Here is a 23,676-nt window from a genome sequence, read left to right on the forward strand (position 1 = left end):
ACCGGCTCAGGACAGGTCGGCCAGGACGCGCTCGACCGCGCGCTCCGCGCGCGCGATGCAGGCCGGCACCCCGACACCGTCGAAGTAGGCGCCCGCCAGCGCCAGGCCGCTCGGCGTGGCGGCATCGATCGCCGCGAGCGTCTCGCGGTGCCCGGGCAGGTAGACCGGGATCCCCTCGTACCACCGCTGCACGTGCGCATGGGTCGGTTCGACGGTGACCCCCAGGATGTTCGCCAGATCGTCCCGCGCCGCGGCGATGAGGCCGGAGTCGAGATCGTCGACGATCCGGCTCACGCCGAGACGCCCGAAGGACAGCCGGACCGTGCCGTCCGGCAGGTGGTCCCACTTGCGGCCGGACAGCGTCAGGGCCTTGGCGCTGACCTGCTCACGGCTCGCCACGAGCACGCCGGAGAGGTCGGGCAACTCGACATCGTCCGGAAGGCGCAGCGTCACCAGGGCCGAGCTCGCCGCGGGGATCTTCGACACCGCGGCACCGAGCTCCGGCAGGTTCATGCCCACGAGCCGAGCCACCTGCGGCGCGGGCACGGCGAGCACGACCGCGTCGAACATCGAGCCGCGCAGGCTCCACCCCGGCCGCACCTCCGGCACGGGCGCGCCGAGCATGATCCGGTCGCCGAGCCGCTCGGTGAGCGCGTCGAGGAGCTGCTGGTACCCGCCGCGGAACGCACCGAAGACCGGACTGTCGTCGGGCTCGCCGAGCGCAACGCGCACCGCCTCCCCCAGCGACGGCGCACCGTCGTCGAGGCGGGCGGCGAGGGCGGGCAGGGCGGCGCGGACGGAGACGTCGTCGGCGTGCGCCGCGAACACCCCCGAGACCATCGGATCGACGCTGCGCTCGACCACCTCGTCGCCGAGCCGCGAGCGGACCAACGCACCGATCGACGCGTCGGCACCGGCGTTCCAGCGCAACGGGATCCGCACCTCGTCCGCGTCACCCGGGACGCCCATCAGGGTGCGGCCGAAGCCGCCCCGGAGGCCACCGTCGGCGAACAGCGCCGGGCGGCGCCCCGCGGGCTCGACCACCTCGTCGGCGAGGCCCAGCTCGGCCGCGAGGTCGAGGACCTCGGGACGACGCCGAAGGAAGGCCTCCGCGCCCACGTCCAGGCGCTGGTCGCCGAGCATCTCCGAGCGCAGCTTCCCGCCGACCCGGTTGCCCGACTCGAACACCGTGACCCGGGCGCCCGCCTGCTGCAGACGGAGCGCGGCCACCAGACCCGAGATTCCCGCCCCGACGACGGCGACATTGCTCACAGTTCGTGCACCAGGTCGACGACGCGGGTGAGCACGTCGGGATCCGTCGCGGGCAGGACGCCGTGCCCGAGGTTGAACACGTGCCCCGTCGCGCCGGCGGCGACCGCCGCGTCGCCCTCGGCGACCACGCGCCGGACCTGCGCCTCGACGGTGCCCCGATCGGCCATGAGGACGGCGGGGTCGAGGTTGCCCTGCAGCGCCCTGCCCGGCCCGACCCGACCCGCCGCGACGTCGAGCGGCGTGCGCCAGTCGACACCCACGACATCGGCGCCGGCCTCGCCCATCGCGCCCAGCAGCTCACCCGTGCCCACGCCGAAGTGGAACGCGGGCAACGCGGGAGCGGACTCCCTCAGTGCGGCGAAGACGCGCTCCGAGTGCGGCTGCACGTACGTGCGGTAGTCGGCGAGCGAGAGCGCGCCCGCCCACGAGTCGAACAGTTGGAAGGCCTGCGCGCCGGCCTCGGCCTGCGCCCGCAGGAAGGTGATCGCGATGTCGCCGAGCTTGCCCAGCAACGCGTTCCACGTGTCCGGATCCGAGTACATCAGCGCCTTGGTGCGCTCGTGGTTGCGGCTGGGACCGCCCTCCACCAGGTACGAGGCCAACGTGAAGGGCGCACCCGAGAAGCCGATGAGCGCGACGCCCGCGGGCAGCTCACCGCGCAGCATCCGCACAGCCTCCGCCACCGGCGCGACCTGCTCGGGATCGAGCTCCGGCATGGCCGCGACGGCGGCGGCGTCCCGGACGGGCTGCTCGATGACGGGGCCGATCCCGCTCACGATGTCGAGGTCGATGCCCGCTGCCTTGAGCGGCACGACGATGTCGGAGAACAGGATGGCGGCGTCCGTCCGGTGCCGGCGCACCGGCTGGAGGGTGATCTCGCACACCAGATCGGGGCGGAAACACGACTGCAGCATGCCGATTCCCTCGCGCACCTTGCGGTACTCGGGCAGCGAACGGCCCGCCTGGCGCATGAACCACACCGGCCGGCGCGAGGGCGTGGCGCCCGTCGCGGCGGCGAGCAGCGGGTAGGCGACCGCGTCGTCCCTCGTCGACTCGTCCTTGGTACTCATCGCCGTCGATCATGTCATGAGTGCGGCGCCGTGGGCTTCAGGCCTGCGGCGCGCCTCCGCCGAGAGCGCCGGCTTTGCGGCTACGGTCACGGTTTGTGAGCCAACCAGGAACGGGTGCCGATGGGGCGACCGACGGAGCGGGGCAGCGCGGCACCGAGCCGGAGCCCTTCCGCGTCGCCGTCGAATCCCTGCACACGGCGACGGTCCGCCCGGAGATCGAGATCGGGAGCATCCGGCCACCGCAACGGCTCGCGCCCTACAGCTACGCGCTCGGTGCCGAGGTCCGCTCACCGGAGACCGACGTCGTCCCCGAGTACTCCGACGGGGAGACATTCGGCCGCCTGATCCTGCTGTACGACCCGCACGGGCACGAGGCGTGGAACGGCCTGATGCGGCTCGTCGCGTACGTGCAGTCCGAGGTCGACGAGTCGCTCGCCTCCGATCCGCTGCTTCCCGAGGTCGCGTGGAGCTGGCTGACCGACGCGCTCGCCGAGCGTGGCCAGGAGGTCACCGCACTGGGCGGCACCGTCACCGCCACGGCGTCGGTGCGCTACGGCGACATCGCCGGACCGCCCCGCGCCCACCAGCTCGAACTGCGCGCGTCATGGACCCCGCTGGGAGAGAACCTGTCCGGGCACGTCGAGGCGTTCTGCTCGGTGCTGGAGATGGCTGCCGGGCTGCCCCCGGCCGGCATCACCCGACTCGGGTCGTAGGCCGGCCGTGGCGAAGGGCCCCGCGGAACCCGTTCCCGGCATTCCCCTGACCGAGCCCGACGAGGGCGTCCCCGAGCCCCTCACGACCGTCGAGGAGTTCGCCGACTGCGCGGCCGCGCTACTGCGCGGGACCGGCCCCGTCGCCCTCGACACCGAACGCGCCTCCGGATTCACCTACTCCTCCCGCGCGTACCTGATCCAGATCAAGCGGACCGGTTCCGGACTGTTCCTGCTGGACCCGATCCACGAGCCCGAGGGGCTCGCACCCGTCATCGGCGCGCTGCGGGGCGTCGAGTGGGTGCTGCACGCCGCCGACCAGGACCTGCCCTGCCTGCGCGACGACGGTTTCGTCTGCGACGAGCTGTTCGACACCGAGCTCGCCGGGCGGCTGTTGGGTGCGCCGCGGGTGAACCTGGCCGCGATGACCTCCGAGTACACGGGATACGCGCTGGCGAAGGGGCACGGCGCCGCCGACTGGAGCACTCGCCCGCTGCCGCACGATTGGCTCAACTACGCCGCCCTCGACGTCGAGGTCCTCGTGGACCTGCGCGACGAGGCCTACGAGCGCCTCGAGGACGCAGGGAAGCTCGAGTGGGCCCTCGAGGAGTTCGAGTACGAGCGCACCCGGCCGGACCCGCCGCCGAAGCAGGATCCGTGGCGTCGACTGTCGGGCCTGAGCACCCTGCGCAACCGCCGCCAGTTGGCCCGCGCCCGCGAGCTGTGGCTCGCGCGCGACGAGATGGCCGAGCAGCGCAATGTCGCGCCGGGACGCACCCTGCCCGATGCGGCGATCGTCAACGCCGCCGCGAAGAACCCCACCTCGGAGGCGGAGCTGACCGCGCTGCCGGTGTTCGGCGGGCCCAGGATGCGCCGATCGGCGAAGCGCTGGATGTCGGCGATCGACCGTGCCAACGCACTGTCGGACGCGAAGCTCCCCCCGCTGCACGGCCCGCGCAACGGCATGCCCGCCAACAACCGGTGGGCCAAGTCGAATCCCGAGGCCGCCGAGCGGCTCGCGAAGGTCCGGGCAGCGCTGGCCGGGATCTCCGACGAGGTCGCGGTGCCCGTCGAGAACCTTCTGCCCACCGACGCCGTCCGGCAGTTGTGCTGGGAGGGCACGGCCGCGGGCGTCACGCAGGTCGACGATGCCCTGGCAGCGTCGGGTGCGCGGGACTGGCAGCGTCGCCTGACGGTGCCCGCCGTCGCCGCCGCCCTGGCGACGGCGTAGGTGCGAGCGGCTCAGCGCACCTGCTCCCCCGCCACCTCCGCGGCGGGAAGGCTCACGTGGGCGCACGCTGTGACCCAACCGGTGATGCGGAACGCGATCTCCGACGGGGTCAGGCCCAGGTCACTGAGGATCTCGCCACGGGAGGCGTGGTCGAGGAAGGCCTGCTCGATGCCGAGCACCCGGGTGGGGACGTCCACCTCGGCGGTCTGCAGCGCCGCGGTCACCGCAGAACCGATGCCGCCCGCCACGCCGTTGTCCTCCAGGGTGACCACGAGCTGATGCGTGCGGGCCAGGTCCACGACGGACGCCGGCACCGGGAGCACCCAGCGCGGATCGACGACGGTCACCGAGATGCCCTGGTCCCGCAGGCGGGCGGCCACGTCGACGGCGGTGTGCGCGAACGCACCGACCGCGACGAGGAGCACGTCCGCGCCGCGACTGTCGTCCTCGACCAGCACGTCGACACCGTCGGGCAGGCGGCGGAGGGCCTCGAGGTCCGCGGGCACCGCGCCCTTGCCGTAGCGGACGAGCGTGGGCGCATCGTCGACCTCGAGGGCCTCGGCGAACTCCTCGCGCAGACGGGCGGCGTCGCGCGGCACCGCGGCACGCAGGCCGGGCACGATCGCGGCGAGCGAGAGGTCCCACATGCCGTGGTGGCTCGCACCGTCGGGACCCGTCACGCCGGAGCGGTCGAGCACGACCGTGACGCCCTGCTTCAGCAGCGCGACGTCCATGAGGAGCTGATCGAAGGCCCGGTTGAGGAAGGTGGCGTACAGCGCGACCACCGGGTGCATGCCGCCCAGCGCGAGGCCGGCGGCGGAGGTCAGCGCGTGCTGCTCGGCGATGCCCACGTCGTACATCCGGTCCGGGAACTTGCGCCCGAAGTCGGCGACGCCCGTCGGTTCGGCCATCGCACCGGTGATGGCGACGATGTCCGAGCGCTTCTCGCCGTGCGCGACCAGTTCCTCGGCGAACACCGACGTCCAGTCGGCCCCGCTGCCCCCGCCCACCGGCAGGCCGGTGGCGGGATCGATGACGCCGATGCCGTGCATCTGGTCGGCCTCGTGGTTCTCCGCGTGCTCGTAGCCGTTGCCCTTGCGGGTGATCGCGTGCACCACGACGGGGCCGCCGAAGTCCTTGGCGCGCCGCAGCGCGGCCTCCACGGCCGCCTCGTCGTGCCCGTCGATCGGACCTAGGTACTTCAGGCCGAGGTCCGCGAACAGCGCCTGCGGGCTGACCATGTCCTTGATGCCGGTCTTCATGCCGTGCAGCACGGAGTACGCGGGCTCGCCGAGCACGGGGACGTTGCGCAGCCGACGCCGTGCCTCCCCCAGCAGCCGCTCGTACTCGGGCTGGGTGCGCAGGCCGGAGAGGTGGGTGGCAAGGCCGCCGATCGTGGGCGCGTAGGACCGGCCGTTGTCGTTGACGACGACGACCACCGGCCGGTCGGACGCGGCGATGTTGTTGAGGGCCTCCCAGCACATCCCGCCGGTCAGGGCACCGTCACCGACGACCGCGACGACCGTGCGCTTCTCCCCCTTCAGCGCGAAGGCCTTCGCCAGGCCGTCGGCGTAGCTCAACGCCGCCGAGGCGTGCGAGGACTCGACCCAGTCGTGCTCGGACTCGGCCCGGCACGGGTAGCCGGAGAGCCCCCCGGCCTGTCGCAGCGTGTCGAAACCGTCGCGCCGGCCGGTGAGGATCTTGTGCACGTACGCCTGATGACCGGTGTCGAAGAGCACCGGGTCCACCGGCGAGTCGAAGACCCGGTGGATCGCCATCGTGAGCTCGACCACGCCGAGGTTCGGGCCGAGGTGCCCACCGGTGGCCGAGACCTTCTCCACGAGGAAGTCACGGATCTCCCCGGCCAGCGCAGTGAGCTGGTCCTGGTCCAGCCGACGCAGGTCGCGTGGGGACTCGATGGTGCTCAGCAGGTTCATATCCCTCGTGTCTACTCCCGTGAGAGGTGCTCCGCCCACCTTACCGGCCACGACGGTCCTCGTGCCCCGGCACCAGCACGGCGAAGGCCTCCAGGTGATGGGTTCCGGGGAAGGCGTCGTAGGCCGAGAGTTCGGCCACGCGGTAGCCGTTCTCGCACGCCGCGCCCAGGTCGCGGGCGAACGCCGCGGGATCGCAGCCGACGTGCACGATCGCCCGCGGGGCGGACGCGGTGATCGCGGTCATGACCGCCGCCCCGGCACCGGTGCGCGGTGGGTCCAGCACCACGGTCGACGGTGCGCGCAATCCCTTGAGCCGCGAGGCGACGTCGCCACGATGGAACACGACCGGCTCCTGTGCCAGGGTCTGTTTCCCGGCGGCGATGGCGCCGCCCGAGGTCTCCACGACGTCCACGGTCATGCCCTCGTCGACCAGCGCGCCGGCGAGCACGCCCGCGCCGCCGTACAGGTCCCAGGCATGGCCGGCGCCGCCGCCGTACTGCCCCGCGTATCCGCCGACGAGCGCGGCATAGCGGGTGGCTGCGTCGCGATGGGCCTGCCAGAAGCCGCCCACCGGGACCTTCCACGAGCGGGTGCCGACACGGTACTCGGCGAGCCCGTCCCCGGACAGCGCCTTCGCCGGCCGCCCGCGCCGGGCGGGCACCGCGGCGTGCGCGGCGCCGGCGTCGTCGAGCACGAGCGCGACCTCGGTGCCGGGCTCGGCGCGCACGGCTCCCGCGAGGTCCGTGAGCGCGGCGGGCAGCTGCACACAGGGCGCGGCGACGACCGCGGCGCTGCGGAACGCGTGTTGCCCGAGCGCGCCGGCACCGTCGGCCACCAGACGCGCGCGGTGCCGCCATCCGGTGACCGGGGCGCCGGACAGGGGCTCGACGGTCGGCTCGAACGCGCCCGGATCGAAGCCCCCGAACCGCGCGAGGAGGTCGTGGAGGACGTCGGCCTTGAGTTCTCGCTGGTAGGCGGGGGTGGTGAAGGTCAGGTCGCAGCAGCCCGCTCCGGCCGCCGCGGCGGCACAGGCCTCGGCGACGCGGTGCGGCGACGCCTCGAGGACCTCGACGGTGCCCGCGCGGGCGTAGGACTTCTTGACCTCGGTGACCCGGGCGCGCACCGTCTCCCCCGGCAGCGCGCCGCGCACGAAGACCGCGCGGCCCTCGTGCCGGGCGATGACGAAGCCGCCGTGCCCGGGCGCGCCGCAGGTCAGCTCGAGCAGGTCATTCGGCGCGAGCATGCGTGAACCTCCGGGCGACGAGGAAGACGATGAGCAGGCCGGCCGCGAACATCGGCCAGCCCATGAGGATCCGCGCGATGCCGAGCCCGCCGACGTTGTCGGTGACGTACAGGTAGAACTGGACTCCGAAGCGGAACGCGAACATGGCCGTCCACATCAGCGTGAGCCAGGTGAACGCCCGGAACTGCCGGAGGTCCGCACGCCAGTCCTGCGGTGCCGTCGGCGCATCGTCGTCGGTCTCGCCCGCGTCCTGCCGCTCGGAGAACAGGTGCCACAGCACCCCGACGAGGGGTCGCCGGACCAGGATCGACACCAGGCACGCGACCGCGAGCACGGCCTGCATCACGATGCCGTAGAGGAAGTAGCCCTTGCCGTTGCCGCCCACGAGCAGGGCGATCACGACGCACACCGCCACCCCGAAGAACCCCGAGATCGCGGGCTGGATCGAGCTGCGGGTCGCGAGCCGGACCACGGCCACCAGTGCGGCCACGACGAGCGCGGCGATGACGCCGCCCCACAGTCCCCACAGGGCGTTGGCGGGCACGAACGCCACGACCGGCAGGGCCGAGTACACCATGCCCTGCCAGCCACCCATCTGCTCGAGCACCTGGTCCTTGATCGAGGGTTCGGCGGTCTCCGCCGTCGTGTCCCGTTCCTCGCCGTCCGTCACCCGTCCACCCTACGTGGCGGCCCTGGCATGCTCGTCCCATGCAGTTCCTCGAGCGCACCACCGCCGTGCTCCTGCCCGGTTCGGGCTCGGACGCCGACTTCGTGCTCCGCGCCTTCGCCCCACTCACCCGGCTGTGCGCGCGGACCGTCGCCGTGGACGCGACGCCACCGTCGGTGGTGGCCGGGTACCGCGCCGCCCTCACCGCCGCAGCGTCCGACGGTCCGCTGTTGGCCTGCGGCGTGTCCCTGGGCTCGGCGGTCGCGGCGGGCTGGGCCCTGGAGAACCCCGACGCGGACATCACGCTGGTCCTCACCCTGCCGCCGTGGACGGGCGCCGCGGGCCCGGAGATCCCGGCGGCGATGTCGGCGCGGGTGACCGCGGACGTCGTCGATGAGGTCGGTGCGACCGAGGCCATCGCGCGGATGCGGGCGGGCAGTCCGCCATGGCTCGCGCGCGAGCTGAGCCGGTCGTGGGCCGCCCACGGGGACTTCCTCGCGCCCGCGCTCCGGGAGGCGGCCGTGTACGTGGCCCCGACGGAGGCCGAGTTCGGGCGGCTCTGCGCGCGCACCGTCGTCGTCGGCGCCGAGGGCGACCTGATCCACCCGGTCGCCGTCGCGCGGCAGTGGGGCGCGGCGATCCCGGGGGCGGCGGCGACGGCCGTCGACCTGGCCGACCTCGGCCCGGACCCGGAGGTCCTGGGCCGGGCCGGGCTCGCGGCGCTTACTGCTGGTTGTTGAGCCGGCTCAGGGCCGAGCCCTGGGTGAGCCGGTCCTGGTTGTTCTGCCGTAGGGCCGCGGGGCCGTCCGCGGCGGCGCGCTGCGCGACCTGCGCCGCGATCGACGCGGCGGCCTCCTCCTGTTGCGCCTGCTGCTGGGCCATGGCCTGCTGCAGCTGCTGCACCAGCTCGGCCGGCAGCTCGATCTCGAGGTGGTCGCGAGCGGGGCGCGGGTCGGTGCCGCGCCGGATCACGGTCTCCGCGAGCATCGCCCGCGCCAACTGCGCGGCCTGATCGGCGCTCTCGAGCGGCGAGGCCACGACGAACCGGACCATCCACCGCGGACCGTCGACGCCGATGAACCGGAGCACTCCGTCGGGCTGGACACCGACGACCTCGCGGCCCCAGTGACCGTCCTCGATCGTGACCTGCGCACCGTTCTCGCGGAGCGAGTCCGCCAGCTCGGTGACCACCTCACGCCACTGGCCGCCCGACTTCGGGGCAGCGAAGACGCCGGGCGTCACGCGGCCGGCGGGCGTGTCGAGGTGCACACCGATGGGCACACCCTCGGGGCTCATCTCCACCTGCAGCTGCGACTCCGGCGGCATCGCCAGAATGATCGAACCCAGGTCGAGGCGGCCCTCGTCGAGGCCCTCCTCGCTGCTCAGCGACGAGAGGTCGTACGGGCCGGCGCCGCTGCCCAGCTCCTGCGCCTCGTCGTCCTCGGCGGGCGCGGGGACGGTGTGGTGCTCCGGCTGGCCGATCGTGGCGTACGGGTCGACGCTCGAGGTGCTGCGCGGCTTGGACTTACGGCGGCCGAGGGCCATGGGGACTCGCTCCTGAGGTGTGTGGATCGGGTGGGACGGGGTGTGACCGGGCGCGGTCTACGACGAGGATTCGAGGCTGGCGTGGCCACCGGACGAGCCGTAGCCGCCGGCGCCGCGCACCGAGTCGTCGAGGAAGGTGACCTCGAGGAAATCGGGCAGTTCCACCCGCTGGACGAGCAGTTGGGCGATCCGGTCGCCCCGCTTGATCTCGACGGCGCTCTCGCGATCGGTGTTGAGCAGGCACACCTTGATCTCGCCGCGGTACCCGGCGTCGATCGTCCCGGGCGTGTTCACCACGGTGAGACCGTGTTTCGCGGCGAGGCCGGAGCGAGGGTGGATCAACCCGACGGTGCCGTAGGGCAGGGCCATCGCGATGCCGGTGGGGACCAGCGTGCGGGCACCGGGCTCGAGCCGGACGTCCATCGTCGAGTAGAGGTCCACGCCCGCGTCGCCGGGATGTGCGCGCTTGGGAAGTGGGAGGCCTTCGTCCAGCCGCAGTAGGGGTATCTGGCTCACCATGGGATGCAGACTACGCTGAGGGTGTGTCGGAAGATCGTGCAGTGAAGACCTCGAAGCCGGGAACCGGGTACTTCGAGAGGCTCACGGTGCCGTGGTACTGGTGGCTCGCAGGCGCGATCGTGGCCGGTCTGCTCTGTTTCGAGGTCACCCTGGCCACGCGCTGGGGCGATTGGATGATCGGCGTGTTCGTGGTGATCGTGGCCGTCATCGCCGTCCTGCTCTGGTCGATGGGGCGGGGCTCGGTCGCCGTGCGCGACGGTGAGCTGTGGGCGGGTAACGCCCATCTCCCGCTGGAGCTCGTCTCGCGGGCCGCGGCCGTGCCCGCGGCCGCGAAGAGTGCGGCGCTCGGTCGGCAGCTCGATCCCGCCGCCTTCCTGTACCACAAGGGGTGGATCAAGACGATGATCGTCGTGGTGCTGGACGATCCCGAGGATCCGACGCCCTACTGGATGGTGTCCACGCGGCACCCGGAGAAGATGCTGGAGCACATCCCGGCCGCGACGACGCTGGGCTGACCGAGGGCCCGAGCCGACGGTGGGCCGCCGCGCACGGCGAGGCTGATGCCGCCGCGGTGGCCCTGGTCGTCAGGCGCAGTCGACGCAGATCAGCTCGCTGCCGTTCGGGTCTGCGAGCCGGCTGCGGTGGTACACCAGGAAACAGCTGGTGCACGTGAATTCGTCAGCCTGCTTGGGCACCACTCGGACGCTCAGTTCCTCGCCCGAGAGGTCGGCGCCGGGCAGCTCGAAGGACTCGGCGGTCTCGCCCTCGTCCACGTCCACCGTGCCGGACTGGCCCTCGTTGCGGCGGGCCTTGAGCTCCTCCAGCGAGTCCTCCGAGACCTCGTCGGCCTCGGACCGCCGTGGCGCGTCGTAATCAGTTGCCATACCGTGTCATCCCCATCCTTGCTCGTGCCCCCGGTCTCGGGGTTTCCGAGACCGCCGGGCGCGTTGTCCCGCGCGAGCGGCCCAGAGTGTAGCTCACTCACGGATCGTTGTCACGGGGTTTGATCCCGGGCGCCGAATCCGCCGCTTGCAGCCGGTCTAACGCACGACGGGTCGGGATGATTCCCGCGCCGCGTCCGCGCCGCCTCCCCTGCTCCGGCGGCGTGCTCCCGTACAGTCGGGGCCGTGGTTTCCCAGCTCACCGGCGCAGGCCGGCGATTCGACCGGAACGGTGAACCGTTCCGTCGGCGCAGCATGCTGCCGATCCTCATCGTGATCGCGGTTCTCGCCGTCATCGCCATCGCCACCTGGGCGCGGGCCATGTCCTCCCAGGAGGAGGTCGCCGCGCCGGTGTCCTGTCCTCCCCCGGCCGCACCGTCGGCATCGGCCACCGCGACCGCCGGGACCACCGCTCCGGCCGGCGCCACGCCGCCGCCCGCGGCGCCCGCCCGGTTCGAGGTGGTCGCGCCCGACGACCTGATCTCCGTGCGGCCGGCGCCCCTGGCCTCGTCGACGGTGCGCGTCCTCAACGCCTCGGGTCAGTCGGGGCGCGCCGAGACCACTCTGAACAAGCTGGCCGACTACGGTTTCCAGGCTCCCAAGACCGGCGGCTACGGCAACGACCCGCTGTATCCCCAGATGGAGTGCCAGGCGCAGCTGCGGTTCGGCGACGCGGGCCGGGCCGCCGCCGCCGCGGCGTGGATCATCGCCCCGTGCGCGGAGCTCATCAACGACGGCCGGCGCGACAACACCGTCGACCTGGTGCTGGGTACCTTCTTCACCGATCTCGAACCCAGCACCGACGCGCAGGAGATCCTGCGGATCCTGCGTGCCGCGCCGGCGGGAGCGGCCGACGGCGGCGCGAACCCGGCCCTGGTGTCGGCGGTGCACACGCAGTCCTGCAACCGCTGATCGTCGGCGCTCCGGGCCGGCCCGCGGCTACAGGTTCTGCAACCCGCCGGCGGCGTCGAGTGCCGCGATCAGCCGATCGGCGATCCCGGGCGCTGCTGCGAGGGTGAGCGCACCGTCGGCGCTGGACGAGTCGGGACGCGGCACGATGACCCGGGCACCGGCCTCCTGAGCGATGAGCGCCCCTGCGGCCCAGTCCCACGGGCTCAGGCCGTGCTCGTAGTGGGCGTCCGCGCGGCCCGCCGCCACCATGCAGAGGTCGAGCGCGGCGGAGCCGATCCGGCGCACGTCACGCACCTGCGGCAGCAACTCCGCGAGCACGCGTCCCTGCTTCTCCCGGCGCTCGCGGGCGTAGCCGAATCCGGTCGCGACGAGCGCGAGCGCCGGGTCGGTGATCGGGTTCGCGCGCAGCTCCCGGAGGGCGCCGTCGGGCGCGATCTCCCGCGCGCCCGCACCGAGCGCCGCGGCGTAGACGGTGCCGTGCACCACGTCGGCGACGGCACCCGCGACGGACACCCCGTCGACCTGAGCACCGATGGAGACCGCGTAGGCGGGCACGCCGTAGAGGAAGTTGACGGTGCCGTCGATCGGGTCGACGATCCACCGCACCGCTCCCGGCTGCTCGTCCTCGCCGCCGAACTCCTCACCGAGGACCGTGTCGTCGGGGCGGAGCTCGGCGAGGCGATCCCGGACGAACCGCTCCGTCTCGGTGTCGACGACGGTGACCGGGTCGGTCGGGGTCGACTTGGTGGTCACCGCTTCCGGGGCCGCGCCCTCCGGTTGATCGAATGCGTTGGCGCCGAACACCTCCGCCCGTCGGGAGGCCACCCTGTGCGCGGCCTCCCGCGCGACGGTCACGGCGATCTCGGACAACTCCCACCGGTTGTGTTGCACGCCCTCCACAGAACCACAATCCGCGGTACTTTGACAGCGCCGGGTCACCCCGGCCGGAGGACGAGACGTCCGGAACTTCGAGGAATGCGGAGCAGGCAATGGCGGAGAATCTGGGGTTCGGCGTCGACATCGGCGGCAGCGGGATCAAGGGCGGGATCGTGGACCTGGACACCGGCGAACTGGTCGGCGAGCGGTTCAAGGTGCTCACGCCCCAGCCGTCCACGCCGGGCGCCTGCGCCGGCGCGGTCCGCGAGGTCATCACCCACTTCGGCTGGGAGGGTCCGGTGGGCATCACGGTGCCGGCGGTCGTGACCAGCGGCACGGTGCGCAGCGCCGCGAACATCGACCCGGGCTGGGTCGGTACCGACGCGAACGAGCTGTTCACGTCGACCCTCGGCCGACCGGTCACCGTGCTCAACGACGCCGACGCGGCCGGCCTCGCCGAGGACCGCTACGGCGCGGGCCGCGACTTCGACGGCGTGATCCTGCTGCTCACCCTGGGCACCGGGATCGGCTCCGCCCTGCTGTACCGCGGCACGCTGGTGCCGAACACGGAGTTCGGCCACATCGAGGTCGAGGGCAAGGAGGCCGAGCACCGCGCCGCGAGTTCGATCAAGGAACGCCGCGGGTGGAGCTACGAGAAGTGGGCCGGACAGGTCAGCCGGGTGTTCCGCGAGTACGAGAAACTGCTGTGGCCCGACCTGATCATCGTGGGCGGCGGCATCAGCCGCAAGGCCGACAAGTGGGTGCCGTTGCTCGAGGTGAAGACGCCCGTGATCCCCGCGAAGCTGCTGAACACCGCGGGCATCGTCGGAGCGGCGATGGCATCGCGGCAGGTGTGATTCGGCACGCTTCCGGCGCTTTGACCGCAGGTGAATGCGGGCGGAGCTACCGAATCGTTACAATGGGGGCCCGGCGTCGATGCGCCGGACCAGACGCCGGACCTCCTCGCCCCCGGACGCCGCAGCCACCACCGACGCCCCGTAGGCACGGGACCGGTGCTGTTGTCGCGCCCGGGAAGCGGTTCCGGCGCACGCAGGCACAGTAGGAAAGGGCGTACGTGGCAGCGACGCAGACCAGCTCCAGCGCACCGTCGGCGGACGGCGTGGACGGTTCGGCCACCTCGGCGGAGACCCCCGCCAAGAAGACCACCGCCAAGAAGGCACCCGCGAAGAAGGTCCCGGCCAAGAAGGCTACGGCCAAGAAGGCCCCCGCCAAGAAGGCCCCGGCGAAGAAGGCTGCGGCCAAGAAGGCCGCCGGTCCCGTCAAGCGCACGGCCAAGAAGGCCGCGGGCAAGAAGGACGCCTCCGCGGCCGGTGCCGAGGGCGGCGCCGAGGACGAGGAGGACGTCGAGCTCGACGGCGATCCCGATCCCACCGAGCTGTCGGACGAGGACGTCGCGATCGATGCCGATGACGCCGACGACGCGGGCGAGTCCGCCGACGCGGCCAAGGGCAAGAGCGCCGTCACCAAGCCCGCCCCGGCGGACGCGGAGGACGAGGAGCCCTCCGAGGCCGACAAGGCGTCCGGCGACTTCGTCTGGGACGAGGAGGAGTCGGAGGCACTGCGCCAGGCACGCAAGGACGCCGAGCTCACCGCCTCGGCGGACTCGGTGCGCGCCTACCTCAAGCAGATCGGCAAGGTCGCGCTCCTCAACGCCGAGGAGGAGGTCGAGCTCGCGAAGCGGATCGAGGCCGGCCTCTACGCCGAGCAGATGATCGGCCGCTGGCTCGAGCGCGGCGAGAAGCCGGCGATCGGCATCCGGCGCGACATGAACTGGATCTCCCGCGACGGCAATCGCGCGAAGAACCACCTGCTGGAGGCCAACCTGCGCCTCGTGGTCTCGCTCGCCAAGCGCTACACCGGCCGTGGCATGGCGTTCCTGGACCTGATCCAGGAGGGCAACCTGGGCCTGATCCGTGCGGTCGAGAAGTTCGACTACACCAAGGGCTACAAGTTCTCCACGTACGCCACCTGGTGGATCCGGCAGGCCATCACCCGCGCCATGGCCGACCAGGCCCGCACCATCCGCATCCCGGTGCACATGGTCGAGGTCATCAACAAGCTCGGCCGCATCCAGCGCGAGCTGCTCCAGGACCTGGGCCGCGAGCCCACGCCGGAGGAGCTGGCCAAGGAGATGGACATCACGCCGGAGAAGGTGCTGGAGATCCAGCAGTACGCGCGTGAGCCCATCTCGCTCGACCAGACCATCGGCGACGAGGGCGATTCCCAGCTCGGCGACTTCATCGAGGACTCCGAGGCCGTGGTGGCCGTGGACGCGGTGTCGTTCACCCTGCTGCAGGACCAGCTCCAGTCCGTGCTCGACACGCTCTCCGAGCGCGAGGCCGGCGTCGTCCGCCTGCGGTTCGGCCTCACCGACGGCCAGCCGCGGACTTTAGACGAGATCGGTCAGGTCTACGGCGTCACGCGTGAGCGCATCCGCCAGATCGAGTCGAAGACGATGAGCAAGCTGCGGCACCCGTCGCGCTCGCAGGTCCTCCGCGACTACCTGGACTAGGTCCCGTTTCCGAACGCCCGACGGTACGCCGTCGGGCGTTCGGCGTCTCGCGGACCGAACCGTTCCTCGTGGAGCGGGTGATACCTCCCGCGCAGCGCGATTCCTCCGAGGAGGGAGCCGGTCAGCGGGTGATTCGGGTGCGGATGGCCACTCGCACCCGTTTCGCCCGGTCGCACCCTGCATGCCGGGTGCGCTGGCGCATTTCGGGTGCGGATGGCTTCCCGCACCCGTTCTGCCCGGCGCAGCGGCTATGGCCGGCACGGTGATCCTCACGAAGGCCGATCGCAGGAGGACTTCAGCCACGGTCACTGGCCGCCCGCGGTCCGCTCCCCTCGTCCCGCCACCCACAGCGGACCGGTGAGGAGCCAGATCACGGTGATCACGCCGAGCGTGCCGAACACGCCCATGAGCGCCTCGCGCTGGGTGTCGTCGGCCACGGTGTAGCCCAGCCCCAGCGACACGGCGCCCGCGATCGCCACCGCGCCGAGCCAGCGGTAGAAGTCCGACCACTCCTTGCGGGTACGTTCCGGGCCGAGTTTCGGCACCCTGTGCGGCGTGGGGCCGCCCGCGAACCGGTGGGCGAACCGCTCGTCGGCCCAGGTGATCATGCGGTGCCCGAACATCAGGGTGCAGCCGAGGTAGATGCCCGCGAGCCGGTGCGCGAAGCCGACCTCGCCGCCCCGGTAGAGGTCGATCGCGACGGCGGCGATGAGGACCACGTCGAGGGCCGGCACGAGGGCCAGCGCGACCATCCCCGCCCGGCGCGCCCGCACGATGTAGCGGAGCGTCAGGCCGCCCAGCACCAGGACCCAGAACCCGATCTCGCACCCGGCGATCGTCCACAGCACCGGACTGTTCAACTCGTTCATACGCCCCACTCTGCCGGGCCGGCGCACAGTCGTCGTCCCCCCGACGATGCGCCGGCCTCCCCCGATCGGCGGACCCCGCCGGGGGCGTCGTGTGTTGGAATGAAGTCATGACGGGGGACGGACGCGACGCGTCGAAGGTGTTCGCCGCCGTGCCCGCGTTGGGTGCCGCCATGGTGGGCGCGCTGTTGTGGGCGGCGGGCGGGTGGTCCGCACGGGCGGTGAACGAGGACCTGTACCCGTGGCCGGTGAAGGCCGCACTCCTGTGCGCCGCACTCGCCTTCCAGATCCTGGCCCGCCGGCGTCCCGCGCTGGGGTTCGGCCTCACGCTGGCGCTCGTGCTCGCGGATCTTCCGTTCGGGCCGTCGGTGCCTCTGTGGATCGCACTGTCCGACCTCATCTACCTCGCCACGGCGCTCGGCTCCGAGCGGCTCGTCCGAGTGGTCGCGGGGGTGTCCTTGGCCCTCACGATCGGCGCGGCGGTCACCGCCACCGCGTTCGAGGGGGTCAAGGCCGGCGTGTACGCCGCGCTGATCCTCGTGGCCCTGACGTGGTCGCCGATCGGCTACGCGAGAGCCCTGCGCGCCTACCGGAAGCTCGCCGAGATGGAGCGGCAGGAGAGCGAGGCACGGCGCACGAACACGATCGCGGAGGAGCGCCGCCGGCTCGCACGGGAGCTGCACGACACGGTCGCCGGGCATCTCTCCGCGGTCGCCATCCTGGCCGATGCCGCCCAGCGAACGCCGCGGAATCCAGCCGTGCTGCAGTCGATCCGGTCCGGTAGCCTGGCCGCGCTCGAGGAGATGCGATCCACGATCAACCTGCTCACCTCTCCGGACGATGCGGCGGTCCGCACCACCCTCACGTCCCTCGAACCGCTCATCGAGACCGCCGGGGCGGCGGGCGTGAACGTTCGGTTGCGCGTGCCCGACGGTCCGCTGCCCACCGCCGCCGAGGCCGTGCTCACCCGCATCCTCGGCGAGGTCATCACGAACGCCACCAAACATGCGCCGGGCTCTCCGTTGGAGGTCGTCGTGGACACCGACCGGGAGGAGCTCACCATGACTGCGACCAATCCCCTGCCCGCCGCTGCGTGGTCGGAAGGCGCCGGCGACGGCCTGCGCAACATCGCCTTCCGCGCCGAGTCGGTCGGTGGCACCGCGACCGCCGGCCGGCAGGGCGACACCTGGGTCGTCCGGGCGAGCGTACCGATGGAGGTCGTGCGGTGACGGTCACCGTCGTCCTGGCGGACGACCACGCGGCAATCCGGGCCGGCCTGCGTCTGCTCCTCGAGTCCACCGGCGAGGTCCGGGTCGTCGGTGAGGCGGCCGACGGTGCCGCCGCGCTCCGGCAGGCCCGAGCCCTGAAACCGGATGTGGTTGTCATGGACGTCCGGATGCCGCGGGTGGACGGCCTCGCCGCGACCGCCTCGGTCGTGGCGGAGACCGACAGTGCGGTGCTCGTTCTCACGACCTTCGACCTCGACGAGTACGTGCTCGGCGCCCTGAGCGCCGGAGCGAGCGGTTTCCTGCTCAAGTCCGCCGGCGGCGACGAGCTCATCCGCGCCGTACAGGCGGTCGCGGACGGCGATGCTGTGCTGGACCCGAAGGTGACCCGCGCCGTGATCGGCGCGCTGCCTCGCGCGGCCGTCGAGCCCGCACCGGTGGACCTGTCCGCGCTCACCGACCGCGAGCGCGACGTGCTCGCCGGGCTGGGCGACGGGCTGTCGAACCAGCAGATCGCTCGTCGCCTGGACATCGGGGAGGCGACGGTCAAGACCCACGTGTCCCGGGTGCTGATGAAGCTCGGCGTGCAGTCGCGCGTGCAGGCCGCGGTGATCGCCGCGCAGTCCGGTTCCGGCGACGCCGGAACGAAGCCTTGACCTCAACATTGCTTCGGGTTGTCTGATGGAGTCGTTCCAGAGAAACGACACGAGGAGACACCATGACCGCCATCGACACCGCAACCTCATCGACGCTCCACATCACCCGCACGACAGCCGTGCTCGGCAGCGTCGGCCTCGCGCTGCTCGGCAACCTGATCCTGTGGCTCGTCGGCCTCGCCGCCGGCGGCGACTTCACCATGACCGACGAGGCCGGTGCCCGCGCGTCGGTGGCGCCCGGTGGCGTCGTACTCATGACGGTGGCGCCGCTCGCCGTCGGCATGACCGCGGCGGTGCTGCTCTCGAAGCTCTGGGCCCCGATCCTGCGCGTCGCGGCCGTCGTCGGCGCGGCCGCGTCGTTGGGCACCGTCGCGGGAACGCTCGCCGCGGACTTCGACGGTGCCTCCACGACGACGCTCGCGCTCATGCACGTGGTGATCGCCGCCGTGCTGGTGATCGCCCTCGAGGCCCTCTACCGTCGGGTGCGCTGACCGCGGACCGCGGACGATCCCACCGTCACCCGGTGGGACCGCCCACGGCGGATCCGTACCCTCATCCCCTCACCGGGTGAGGGTACGGATCCAGTTCCGGGTGGCGGCGGGGTCGATCACGTCGTCCAGCTCGAAGGTGGTGGCGGCGTGCAGGGCCCGGCCCCGCTGGTATGCCAGCGCCAGCAGCTGGTCGAAGAGCTCGGCGCGGGCGGCCTCGTCCGGCGCCGCGGCGAGTTCCTTGCTGAACCCCAGCCGCACGGCCCCCTCCGGGCCCATGCCGCCGATCTCGCCGGTCGGCCAGGCGACGGTGAACTGCGGGGCGTGGAAGCTGCCGCCGGTCATCGCCATGGCGCCGAGACCGTATCCCTTGCGCAGCACGAACACTCCGAGCGGGACCGTCAACCGGGCCCCGAGCACGAAGAGCCGGGAGAAGCGGCGTACCGTCGCCTGTTCCTCGGCGTCGGGGCCCACCATGAACCCCGGGGTGTCGCAGAGCGAGACCACCGGAAGCCCGTGCGCCTGCGCCAGTTCCAGGAAGTCCGCGAGCTTGTCGGCGCCCTCGGCATCGATGGCACCGCCCAGGTACCGGGTGCTGTTGGCGATGAGGGCGTAGGGCACGCCCTCCACCCGTACCAGCGCCGTGATGACGCCGACCCCGTAGTCGCGGCGCAGCTCCAGGACGGAGTCCTTGTCGACGATCGCGGCGATCGCGGCGCGGACGTCGTAGGCGCGCAAGCGGTTCTCGGGCACCACATGCCGAGCCCTGCGCGGATCGGGGGCGGTCCAGTCGTCGACCGGGCCCGCGAAGTAGCCGAGGTACCTCCGCGCCTGCCGAACCGCCTGCACCTCGTCGTCCGCGACGACGTGCACGACGCCGTTGCGGCGCTGCACGTCGAGCGGACCGATCGCCTCCGGGCGGAACTCGCCGAGCCCGCCCCCGGAGATCATGGCCGGGCCGCCCATGCCGATGTTCGCGTCGGGCGTCGCGATGATCACGTCGCAGATGCCCGCGAGCGCGGCGTTCCCCGCGAAGCAGCGTCCTGAGACCACCGCGATCAGCGGAACCCGCCCGCGCAACGCGCCGAGCGAGCGGAAGGTCGGGACGTCCAGGCCCGCAACGATGTCCAGGTCGGTGTCGCCGGGCCTGCCTCCGCCGCCCTCGGCGAAGAGCACGATCGGGACGCCGCGACGCTCCGCCACATCGATGAGCCGGTCGGTCTTGGCGTGGTTGCGCCAGCCCTGCGTGCCGGCCAGCACCGTGTAGTCGTAGGAGATCACCATCGCCTCGGTGCCGTCGATCGTGGCGAGGCCGCCGATCAGGCCGTCCGCGGCGCCGGTGGCGATCAGGTCCTCCTCGGACCGGCGGGCGCGCTGCGCCGGCAGGAGCAGCGCCCCGTACTCGGTGAAGCTGCCCTCGTCCACGAGGTCGTCGATGTTCTCGCGCGCGGTGCGCCGCCCGATCTTCCGCCGCTTGGCCACGGCGTCCGGGCGGCCCTCGTCGCGGGTCACGCGGTGTCGCTCACGCACCTCGTCGAGGTCCGCGCGGGACCGGTCGAGGTCCTGCTCGTCCCCGCCGGCGCCGCTGCCGCTCGAGCCGTCCGCCGGCATGTACGCCACGAGCGGCGTCCCCGCGCTCACGGTCTGCCCGGGTCGCACGAGCACCTCGCCGACGGTGACCGGCACCGCCAGCACCTGCTCGTGCTCCATTTTCATCGCCTCGAGGACGACCAGTGCGGTGCCCGGTTCGGCGGTCGCGCCCTCCTCCGCCACGGCGACGACGGTGCCCGTCATCGTCGCGACCAGGACGTCACCGTCGAGATCGACCGACGGTGCCGGGCCCGCGTCCACCACGGACGCGAGTTCCGCGATCCGGCGGCCGAGGTAGCCCGTATCGACGGGGCCCGAACGGAATTCGGCGTCCGCGAGCACGGCGCGCAGCAGCGCGATGGTGGTTCCGGGGCCGTCGATGACGAACTCCCCCAGCGCCGCGTCGAGCTTGGCGAAGGCGCGCTCCGCGGTCGCCGCGCGCACGATCACCTTCGCGAGCAGGGAGTCGTACCGGGCCGAAGTGGTCAGGCCGGGCCTGCCGTAGCCGTCCACGCGCACACCGGGCCCCGTCGGGGGCGTGTACCCGGTGAGCTCCCCCGCCGACGGGAGGACGGTCCCGTCGGGCTGCGGCACCTCGAGGTTGACGCGCGCCTGCACCGCGGTCCCGAGCGCGGCGGCCGGTGCGCCGGTGACGATCCCGTCGCGGCAGGTGATGCCGTCGGGCAGGCCCACCGAGGCGAGCGCGGCGCCGTCGGCGAGGGCGAGCTGCGCGGCCACCAGGTCGACGCCGGTGACCTCCTCGGTCACGGTGTGCTCCACCTGGATCCGCGGATTGACCTCCAGGAACACTGCCGCAGCGTCCCGCACGAGGAATTCGACGGTCGCGAGGCCGCGGTACCCGGCCGCGGCGCACAGGCGGGCGGCGTGGCCGTGCAGGGAATTCCGCAGCTCGTCGGTCAGTGCGGGCGCCGGCGCGATCTCGATCAGTTTCTGGTTGCGGCGCTGCACGCTGCAGTCCCGGTCGCCGAGCGCGAGGGCGCTCTGCCCGTCGCCGACGATCTGCACCTCGATGTGCCGGGCCCCGGTCTGCAGTTCCTCCGCGAAGACCCGGCCGTCGCCGAAGCCCAACTCGGCCTCGGAAACGCAGGCGCGGTATGCGGATTCGAGGTCGTCCTCGAACCGCGGCCCGGGCAGGACGGCCCGCATGCCGCGCCCGCCGCCACCGGCGACGGCCTTGATCATGACGCCGCTCGGGCGGCCGGCGGCGAACGCTCGCACCGTCGCGAGGTCGGCGCCGCCGTCGGTGGCGGCGGGCACGGGAACGCCCGCCGCGACGGCGGCCGCTCGGGCGGCGGCCTTGTCACCGAAGGCGCGCAGCACCTCCGGGGCCGGGCCGACGAAGACGAGCCCGGCGTCGGCACACGCCGCGGCGAAGCCCGCGTTCTCGGCGAGGAATCCGTAGCCCGGGTGCACGGCGTCGGCCCCGGTCCGCGCGGCGGCCGCGAGCACGGCGTCGACGTCCAGGTACGCCGCAGGGCCGGATCCGTCCAGCGCCACGGCGTCATCGGCCGCGGCGACGTGCGGGGTGTCGGCGTCGTCCGCGGCGTACACCGCCACGGTGGGGACGCCCAGATCCCGTGCCGTGCGGATGATCCGCAGCGCGATCTCGCCCCGGTTCGCGATGAGCAGTTTCACTTCGACTCCCCCTCGGCGGCCAGTGCCGCCGCGCGCTCGAACAGATCACCCTTGCGGATCTTCCCGGTTGCCGTCATCGGCAGCGAATCCACCACGACGAAATCGGGAACCTTGTAGGCCGCCATGTTCTCCCGGGACCACGCCCGCAGCTCGGCGACGTCGACCCGTCCCTCCGCCACGACGAATGCCAGGGGCACCTGCCCCTTCCGGGCGTCGGGGCGCGGGACCACGGACACCGCGCCGATGGCCGGGTGATCCTTGAGCAACGCCTCCACCTCCGACGGGAAGACCGACATGCCGTTCACCTTGATCATCTCCTTCGTGCGAGCGAGATAGTGCACCGCGCCCCACTCGTCGAGCCTGCCGACGTCACCGGTGTGCAGCCAGCCGTCGCGGATCGCCTCGGCGGTGGCCTCGGGGCGGCGGTGGTATGCAGTGAGGATGGACTGGCTCCGCACGACGATCTCCCCGGTCCCGCCGACGGGGACGGGCGCACCGTCGGCGTCCACGATCAGGATGTCCGTGCCGGGCACGGGAAGTCCGCAGAACACGGGGTCGGCCGTGAGGTCCCGGTCGTCGTCCTGGAAGCCCAGGGTGAAGGTGTCGGCGGTGTGCGTCTCGGTCATGCCGTAGGAGGCCTCGCGGAGCGTCCCGCCGGTCAGCCCGCGCCACCGGGCGCGCAGCTCCGGGGTCAGCTTGAGCACGAAGGAGACCGCGAGGGGGTTGACGACGGTGCCGAACGCGGCGCCGTCGAAACCCGGGAGTTCCATCAGCTCGACGTAGTTGTCGACGGTGCCCACGAGGTCGGTGACCGCGTAGCGGGCGACGAGCGCCGCGACGGCGACCGGGTCCCAACGGGTCAGGAGTACCACCGTCTGGCCGTTGATCAGCGGCTTGAGGATGCCGAAATCCTCTCCGGCGATCCAGAACACGGGCAGGAAGTTCAGGCCGACCGCGACGGGGTCCCCCACCGGCGCGCCGCCCGCGAGCGTCGCGGTGGCGGCGGTGTAGGCCATGTGCCGCTGCGTGTGCTCGCACCCCTTCGGCAGGCCCGTGGTGCCCCCGGTGTAGTTCAGCGCGGCGAGCGCGTCGGGGTCCGATCCACGGATCGGCGCGGGCGCGACTGCGGCCACGCGGTGCCAGTCGCTGCGCGGGTCCGGCGCGGTGTCGAAGGGCGGCAGCGCATCGGCGAACGGCGCTGTGCCGTCGAGGAGATCGCCCAGGGCCGTGGCTATCACGGTGTGCACGGGCGTCTGCGCGCGCACGGACTGCACCAGGTCCAGCAGGTCCGTCTGGGCCAGGAGCACGCCCACACCGGCGTCCTCCAGCTCGTGCTGCAGCTCACGCCCCTTCAGCAACGGATTGACGGGGACGTGGACGGCACCGAGCTTGAGGATCCCGAGCATGGCGATGGCGAACTGCGGGCAGTTGCCCAGGTACACACCCACCGCGTCACCCGGCCGCACCCCGTACTCGGCCAGCAGTCCGGCGAACCGGTCGGACAGGTCGTCGTACTCCGCGTAGGTCACCTCCCGCCCGTAGAAGGCGATCGCGACGGTGTCCGGGCGCTGCTGCGCCCAGTGCCGCAGGTGCTCGACCATCGCCGGCGCGCCGGCGGGGTATTCGACGGTGCGCGGCACCTGCGCCGGCCAGTTCCGCAGGCGCAGCGCGCGGATCTCCTCAGCGGCGGCGTCGAGCGCGGCGGCACCGTCGGTGATCGTGTCGGACATGCTTCTCC

Annotated in this window: 22 protein-coding genes; 10 read left to right on the top strand and 12 right to left on the bottom strand. The window is 72.5% G+C overall.

What is annotated here, in order from left to right; genetic code table 11:
- Positions 1-6 precede the first annotated feature (6 nt).
- Together hemG and hemE are read right to left on the bottom strand one after the other, a co-directional pair.
- Positions 7-1,272: a protoporphyrinogen oxidase gene (hemG, locus tag AXK60_RS16515; RefSeq protein ID WP_068572659.1), complete on the bottom strand. Its 1,266-nt coding sequence runs from the start codon at positions 1,270-1,272 to the stop codon at positions 7-9.
- A complete protein-coding gene (gene hemE / locus AXK60_RS16520) occupies positions 1,269-2,342 on the bottom strand; it encodes a uroporphyrinogen decarboxylase (RefSeq protein ID WP_068572661.1) in 1,074 nt (357 codons plus the stop codon). Before hemE ends, hemG begins: the two co-directional genes overlap by 4 nt.
- Positions 2,343-2,437: 95 nt before the next feature.
- Between hemE and AXK60_RS16525 the strand changes: the two genes are divergently transcribed.
- Both AXK60_RS16525 and AXK60_RS16530 read left to right on the top strand, forming a co-directional pair.
- Positions 2,438-3,055 carry a DUF3000 domain-containing protein gene (locus tag AXK60_RS16525; RefSeq protein WP_068572663.1) on the top strand — a complete coding sequence of 206 codons (618 nt, stop codon included), beginning with the start codon at positions 2,438-2,440 and terminating at the stop codon, positions 3,053-3,055.
- Between the two features lie 7 nt (positions 3,056-3,062).
- Positions 3,063-4,283, top strand: coding sequence for an HRDC domain-containing protein (locus tag AXK60_RS16530; RefSeq protein ID WP_068572665.1), 1,221 nt, complete (start codon positions 3,063-3,065; stop codon positions 4,281-4,283).
- Positions 4,284-4,294: 11 nt separating this feature from the next.
- On the opposite strand, the gene dxs is transcribed toward AXK60_RS16530, so the two are convergent.
- The 3 genes from dxs to AXK60_RS16545 are packed head-to-tail and all read right to left on the bottom strand — an operon-like array spanning position 4,295 to position 8,133.
- Positions 4,295-6,220 (bottom strand): 1-deoxy-D-xylulose-5-phosphate synthase, encoded by a 1,926-nt coding sequence (dxs, locus tag AXK60_RS16535; protein WP_068572667.1) that lies wholly within the window; start codon positions 6,218-6,220, stop codon positions 4,295-4,297.
- 40 nt (positions 6,221-6,260) lie between these two features.
- Entirely contained in the window at positions 6,261-7,463 is a 1,203-nt protein-coding gene (locus AXK60_RS16540; RefSeq protein WP_068572669.1) for a class I SAM-dependent RNA methyltransferase, read from the bottom strand.
- Positions 7,447-8,133: a DUF3159 domain-containing protein gene (locus AXK60_RS16545; RefSeq protein WP_068746471.1), complete on the bottom strand. Its 687-nt coding sequence runs from the start codon at positions 8,131-8,133 to the stop codon at positions 7,447-7,449. The genes AXK60_RS16540 and AXK60_RS16545 overlap by 17 nt, the downstream gene beginning before the upstream one ends.
- A gap of 38 nt (positions 8,134-8,171) precedes the next feature.
- Between AXK60_RS16545 and AXK60_RS27835 the strand changes: the two genes are divergently transcribed.
- On the top strand, positions 8,172-8,870 hold the full coding sequence (locus AXK60_RS27835) for a hypothetical protein (protein ID WP_068572671.1): 699 nt from the start codon (positions 8,172-8,174) through the stop codon (positions 8,868-8,870).
- Here the strand turns inward: AXK60_RS27835 and AXK60_RS16555 are convergent.
- Positions 8,854-9,675 carry a DUF3710 domain-containing protein gene (locus tag AXK60_RS16555; protein ID WP_068572673.1) on the bottom strand — a complete coding sequence of 274 codons (822 nt, stop codon included), beginning with the start codon at positions 9,673-9,675 and terminating at the stop codon, positions 8,854-8,856. The genes AXK60_RS27835 and AXK60_RS16555 overlap by 17 nt on opposite strands.
- A 57-nt stretch (positions 9,676-9,732) precedes the next feature.
- Entirely contained in the window at positions 9,733-10,194 is a 462-nt protein-coding gene (gene dut, locus AXK60_RS16560) for a dUTP diphosphatase (RefSeq protein ID WP_068572675.1), read from the bottom strand.
- A gap of 23 nt (positions 10,195-10,217) precedes the next feature.
- Between dut and AXK60_RS16565 the strand changes: the two genes are divergently transcribed.
- Positions 10,218-10,709: a DUF3093 domain-containing protein gene (locus tag AXK60_RS16565; protein WP_068572677.1), complete on the top strand. Its 492-nt coding sequence runs from the start codon at positions 10,218-10,220 to the stop codon at positions 10,707-10,709.
- A gap of 69 nt (positions 10,710-10,778) precedes the next feature.
- Here AXK60_RS16565 and AXK60_RS16570 read toward each other — a convergent pair whose 3' ends face one another.
- Positions 10,779-11,078: a DUF4193 domain-containing protein gene (locus AXK60_RS16570; RefSeq protein ID WP_068572678.1), complete on the bottom strand. Its 300-nt coding sequence runs from the start codon at positions 11,076-11,078 to the stop codon at positions 10,779-10,781.
- Positions 11,079-11,321: 243 nt separating this feature from the next.
- On the opposite strand from AXK60_RS16570, the gene cei reads away from it, so the two are divergent.
- Positions 11,322-12,047, top strand: coding sequence for an envelope integrity protein Cei (gene cei, locus AXK60_RS16575; protein ID WP_068746470.1), 726 nt, complete (start codon positions 11,322-11,324; stop codon positions 12,045-12,047).
- A gap of 27 nt (positions 12,048-12,074) precedes the next feature.
- On the opposite strand, the gene AXK60_RS16580 is transcribed toward cei, so the two are convergent.
- Complete coding sequence (locus AXK60_RS16580) at positions 12,075-12,947, bottom strand: inositol monophosphatase family protein (RefSeq protein WP_175400047.1); 873 nt, start codon at positions 12,945-12,947, stop codon at positions 12,075-12,077.
- A gap of 89 nt (positions 12,948-13,036) precedes the next feature.
- On the opposite strand from AXK60_RS16580, the gene ppgK reads away from it, so the two are divergent.
- Both ppgK and AXK60_RS16590 read left to right on the top strand, forming a co-directional pair.
- Entirely contained in the window at positions 13,037-13,780 is a 744-nt protein-coding gene (gene ppgK, locus AXK60_RS16585; RefSeq protein WP_068572683.1) for a polyphosphate--glucose phosphotransferase, read from the top strand.
- A gap of 218 nt (positions 13,781-13,998) precedes the next feature.
- Entirely contained in the window at positions 13,999-15,456 is a 1,458-nt protein-coding gene (locus AXK60_RS16590) for an RNA polymerase sigma factor (RefSeq protein ID WP_068572685.1), read from the top strand.
- Between the two features lie 305 nt (positions 15,457-15,761).
- Here AXK60_RS16590 and AXK60_RS16595 read toward each other — a convergent pair whose 3' ends face one another.
- Positions 15,762-16,325 carry a hypothetical protein gene (locus AXK60_RS16595; protein ID WP_068572687.1) on the bottom strand — a complete coding sequence of 188 codons (564 nt, stop codon included), beginning with the start codon at positions 16,323-16,325 and terminating at the stop codon, positions 15,762-15,764.
- Between the two features lie 107 nt (positions 16,326-16,432).
- Here AXK60_RS16595 and AXK60_RS16600 point away from each other — a divergent pair, with 107 nt between their 5' ends.
- The 3 genes from AXK60_RS16600 (at position 16,433) to AXK60_RS16610 (ending at position 18,695) form a co-directional block, all read left to right on the top strand.
- Positions 16,433-17,551: a sensor histidine kinase gene (locus AXK60_RS16600; protein WP_068572689.1), complete on the top strand. Its 1,119-nt coding sequence runs from the start codon at positions 16,433-16,435 to the stop codon at positions 17,549-17,551.
- Positions 17,548-18,204: a response regulator gene (locus tag AXK60_RS16605; RefSeq protein ID WP_068572691.1), complete on the top strand. Its 657-nt coding sequence runs from the start codon at positions 17,548-17,550 to the stop codon at positions 18,202-18,204. Before AXK60_RS16600 ends, AXK60_RS16605 begins: the two co-directional genes overlap by 4 nt.
- Positions 18,205-18,266: 62 nt before the next feature.
- The gene (locus AXK60_RS16610; protein WP_068572693.1) at positions 18,267-18,695 is read left to right on the top strand and encodes a DUF6069 family protein; all 429 of its coding nucleotides are present in this window, start codon (positions 18,267-18,269) and stop codon (positions 18,693-18,695) included.
- 69 nt (positions 18,696-18,764) lie between these two features.
- On the opposite strand, the gene AXK60_RS16615 is transcribed toward AXK60_RS16610, so the two are convergent.
- Together AXK60_RS16615 and AXK60_RS16620 are read right to left on the bottom strand one after the other, a co-directional pair.
- The gene (locus AXK60_RS16615; protein ID WP_068572695.1) at positions 18,765-21,938 is read right to left on the bottom strand and encodes an acetyl-CoA carboxylase family protein; all 3,174 of its coding nucleotides are present in this window, start codon (positions 21,936-21,938) and stop codon (positions 18,765-18,767) included.
- Complete coding sequence (locus AXK60_RS16620; protein ID WP_068572698.1) at positions 21,935-23,668, bottom strand: AMP-binding protein; 1,734 nt, start codon at positions 23,666-23,668, stop codon at positions 21,935-21,937. The genes AXK60_RS16615 and AXK60_RS16620 overlap by 4 nt, the downstream gene beginning before the upstream one ends.
- Positions 23,669-23,676 lie beyond the last annotated feature (8 nt).

The sequence above is a fragment of the Tsukamurella pseudospumae genome (assembly GCF_001575195.1).
Classification (GTDB): Bacteria; Actinomycetota; Actinomycetes; order Mycobacteriales; family Mycobacteriaceae; genus Tsukamurella; species Tsukamurella pseudospumae.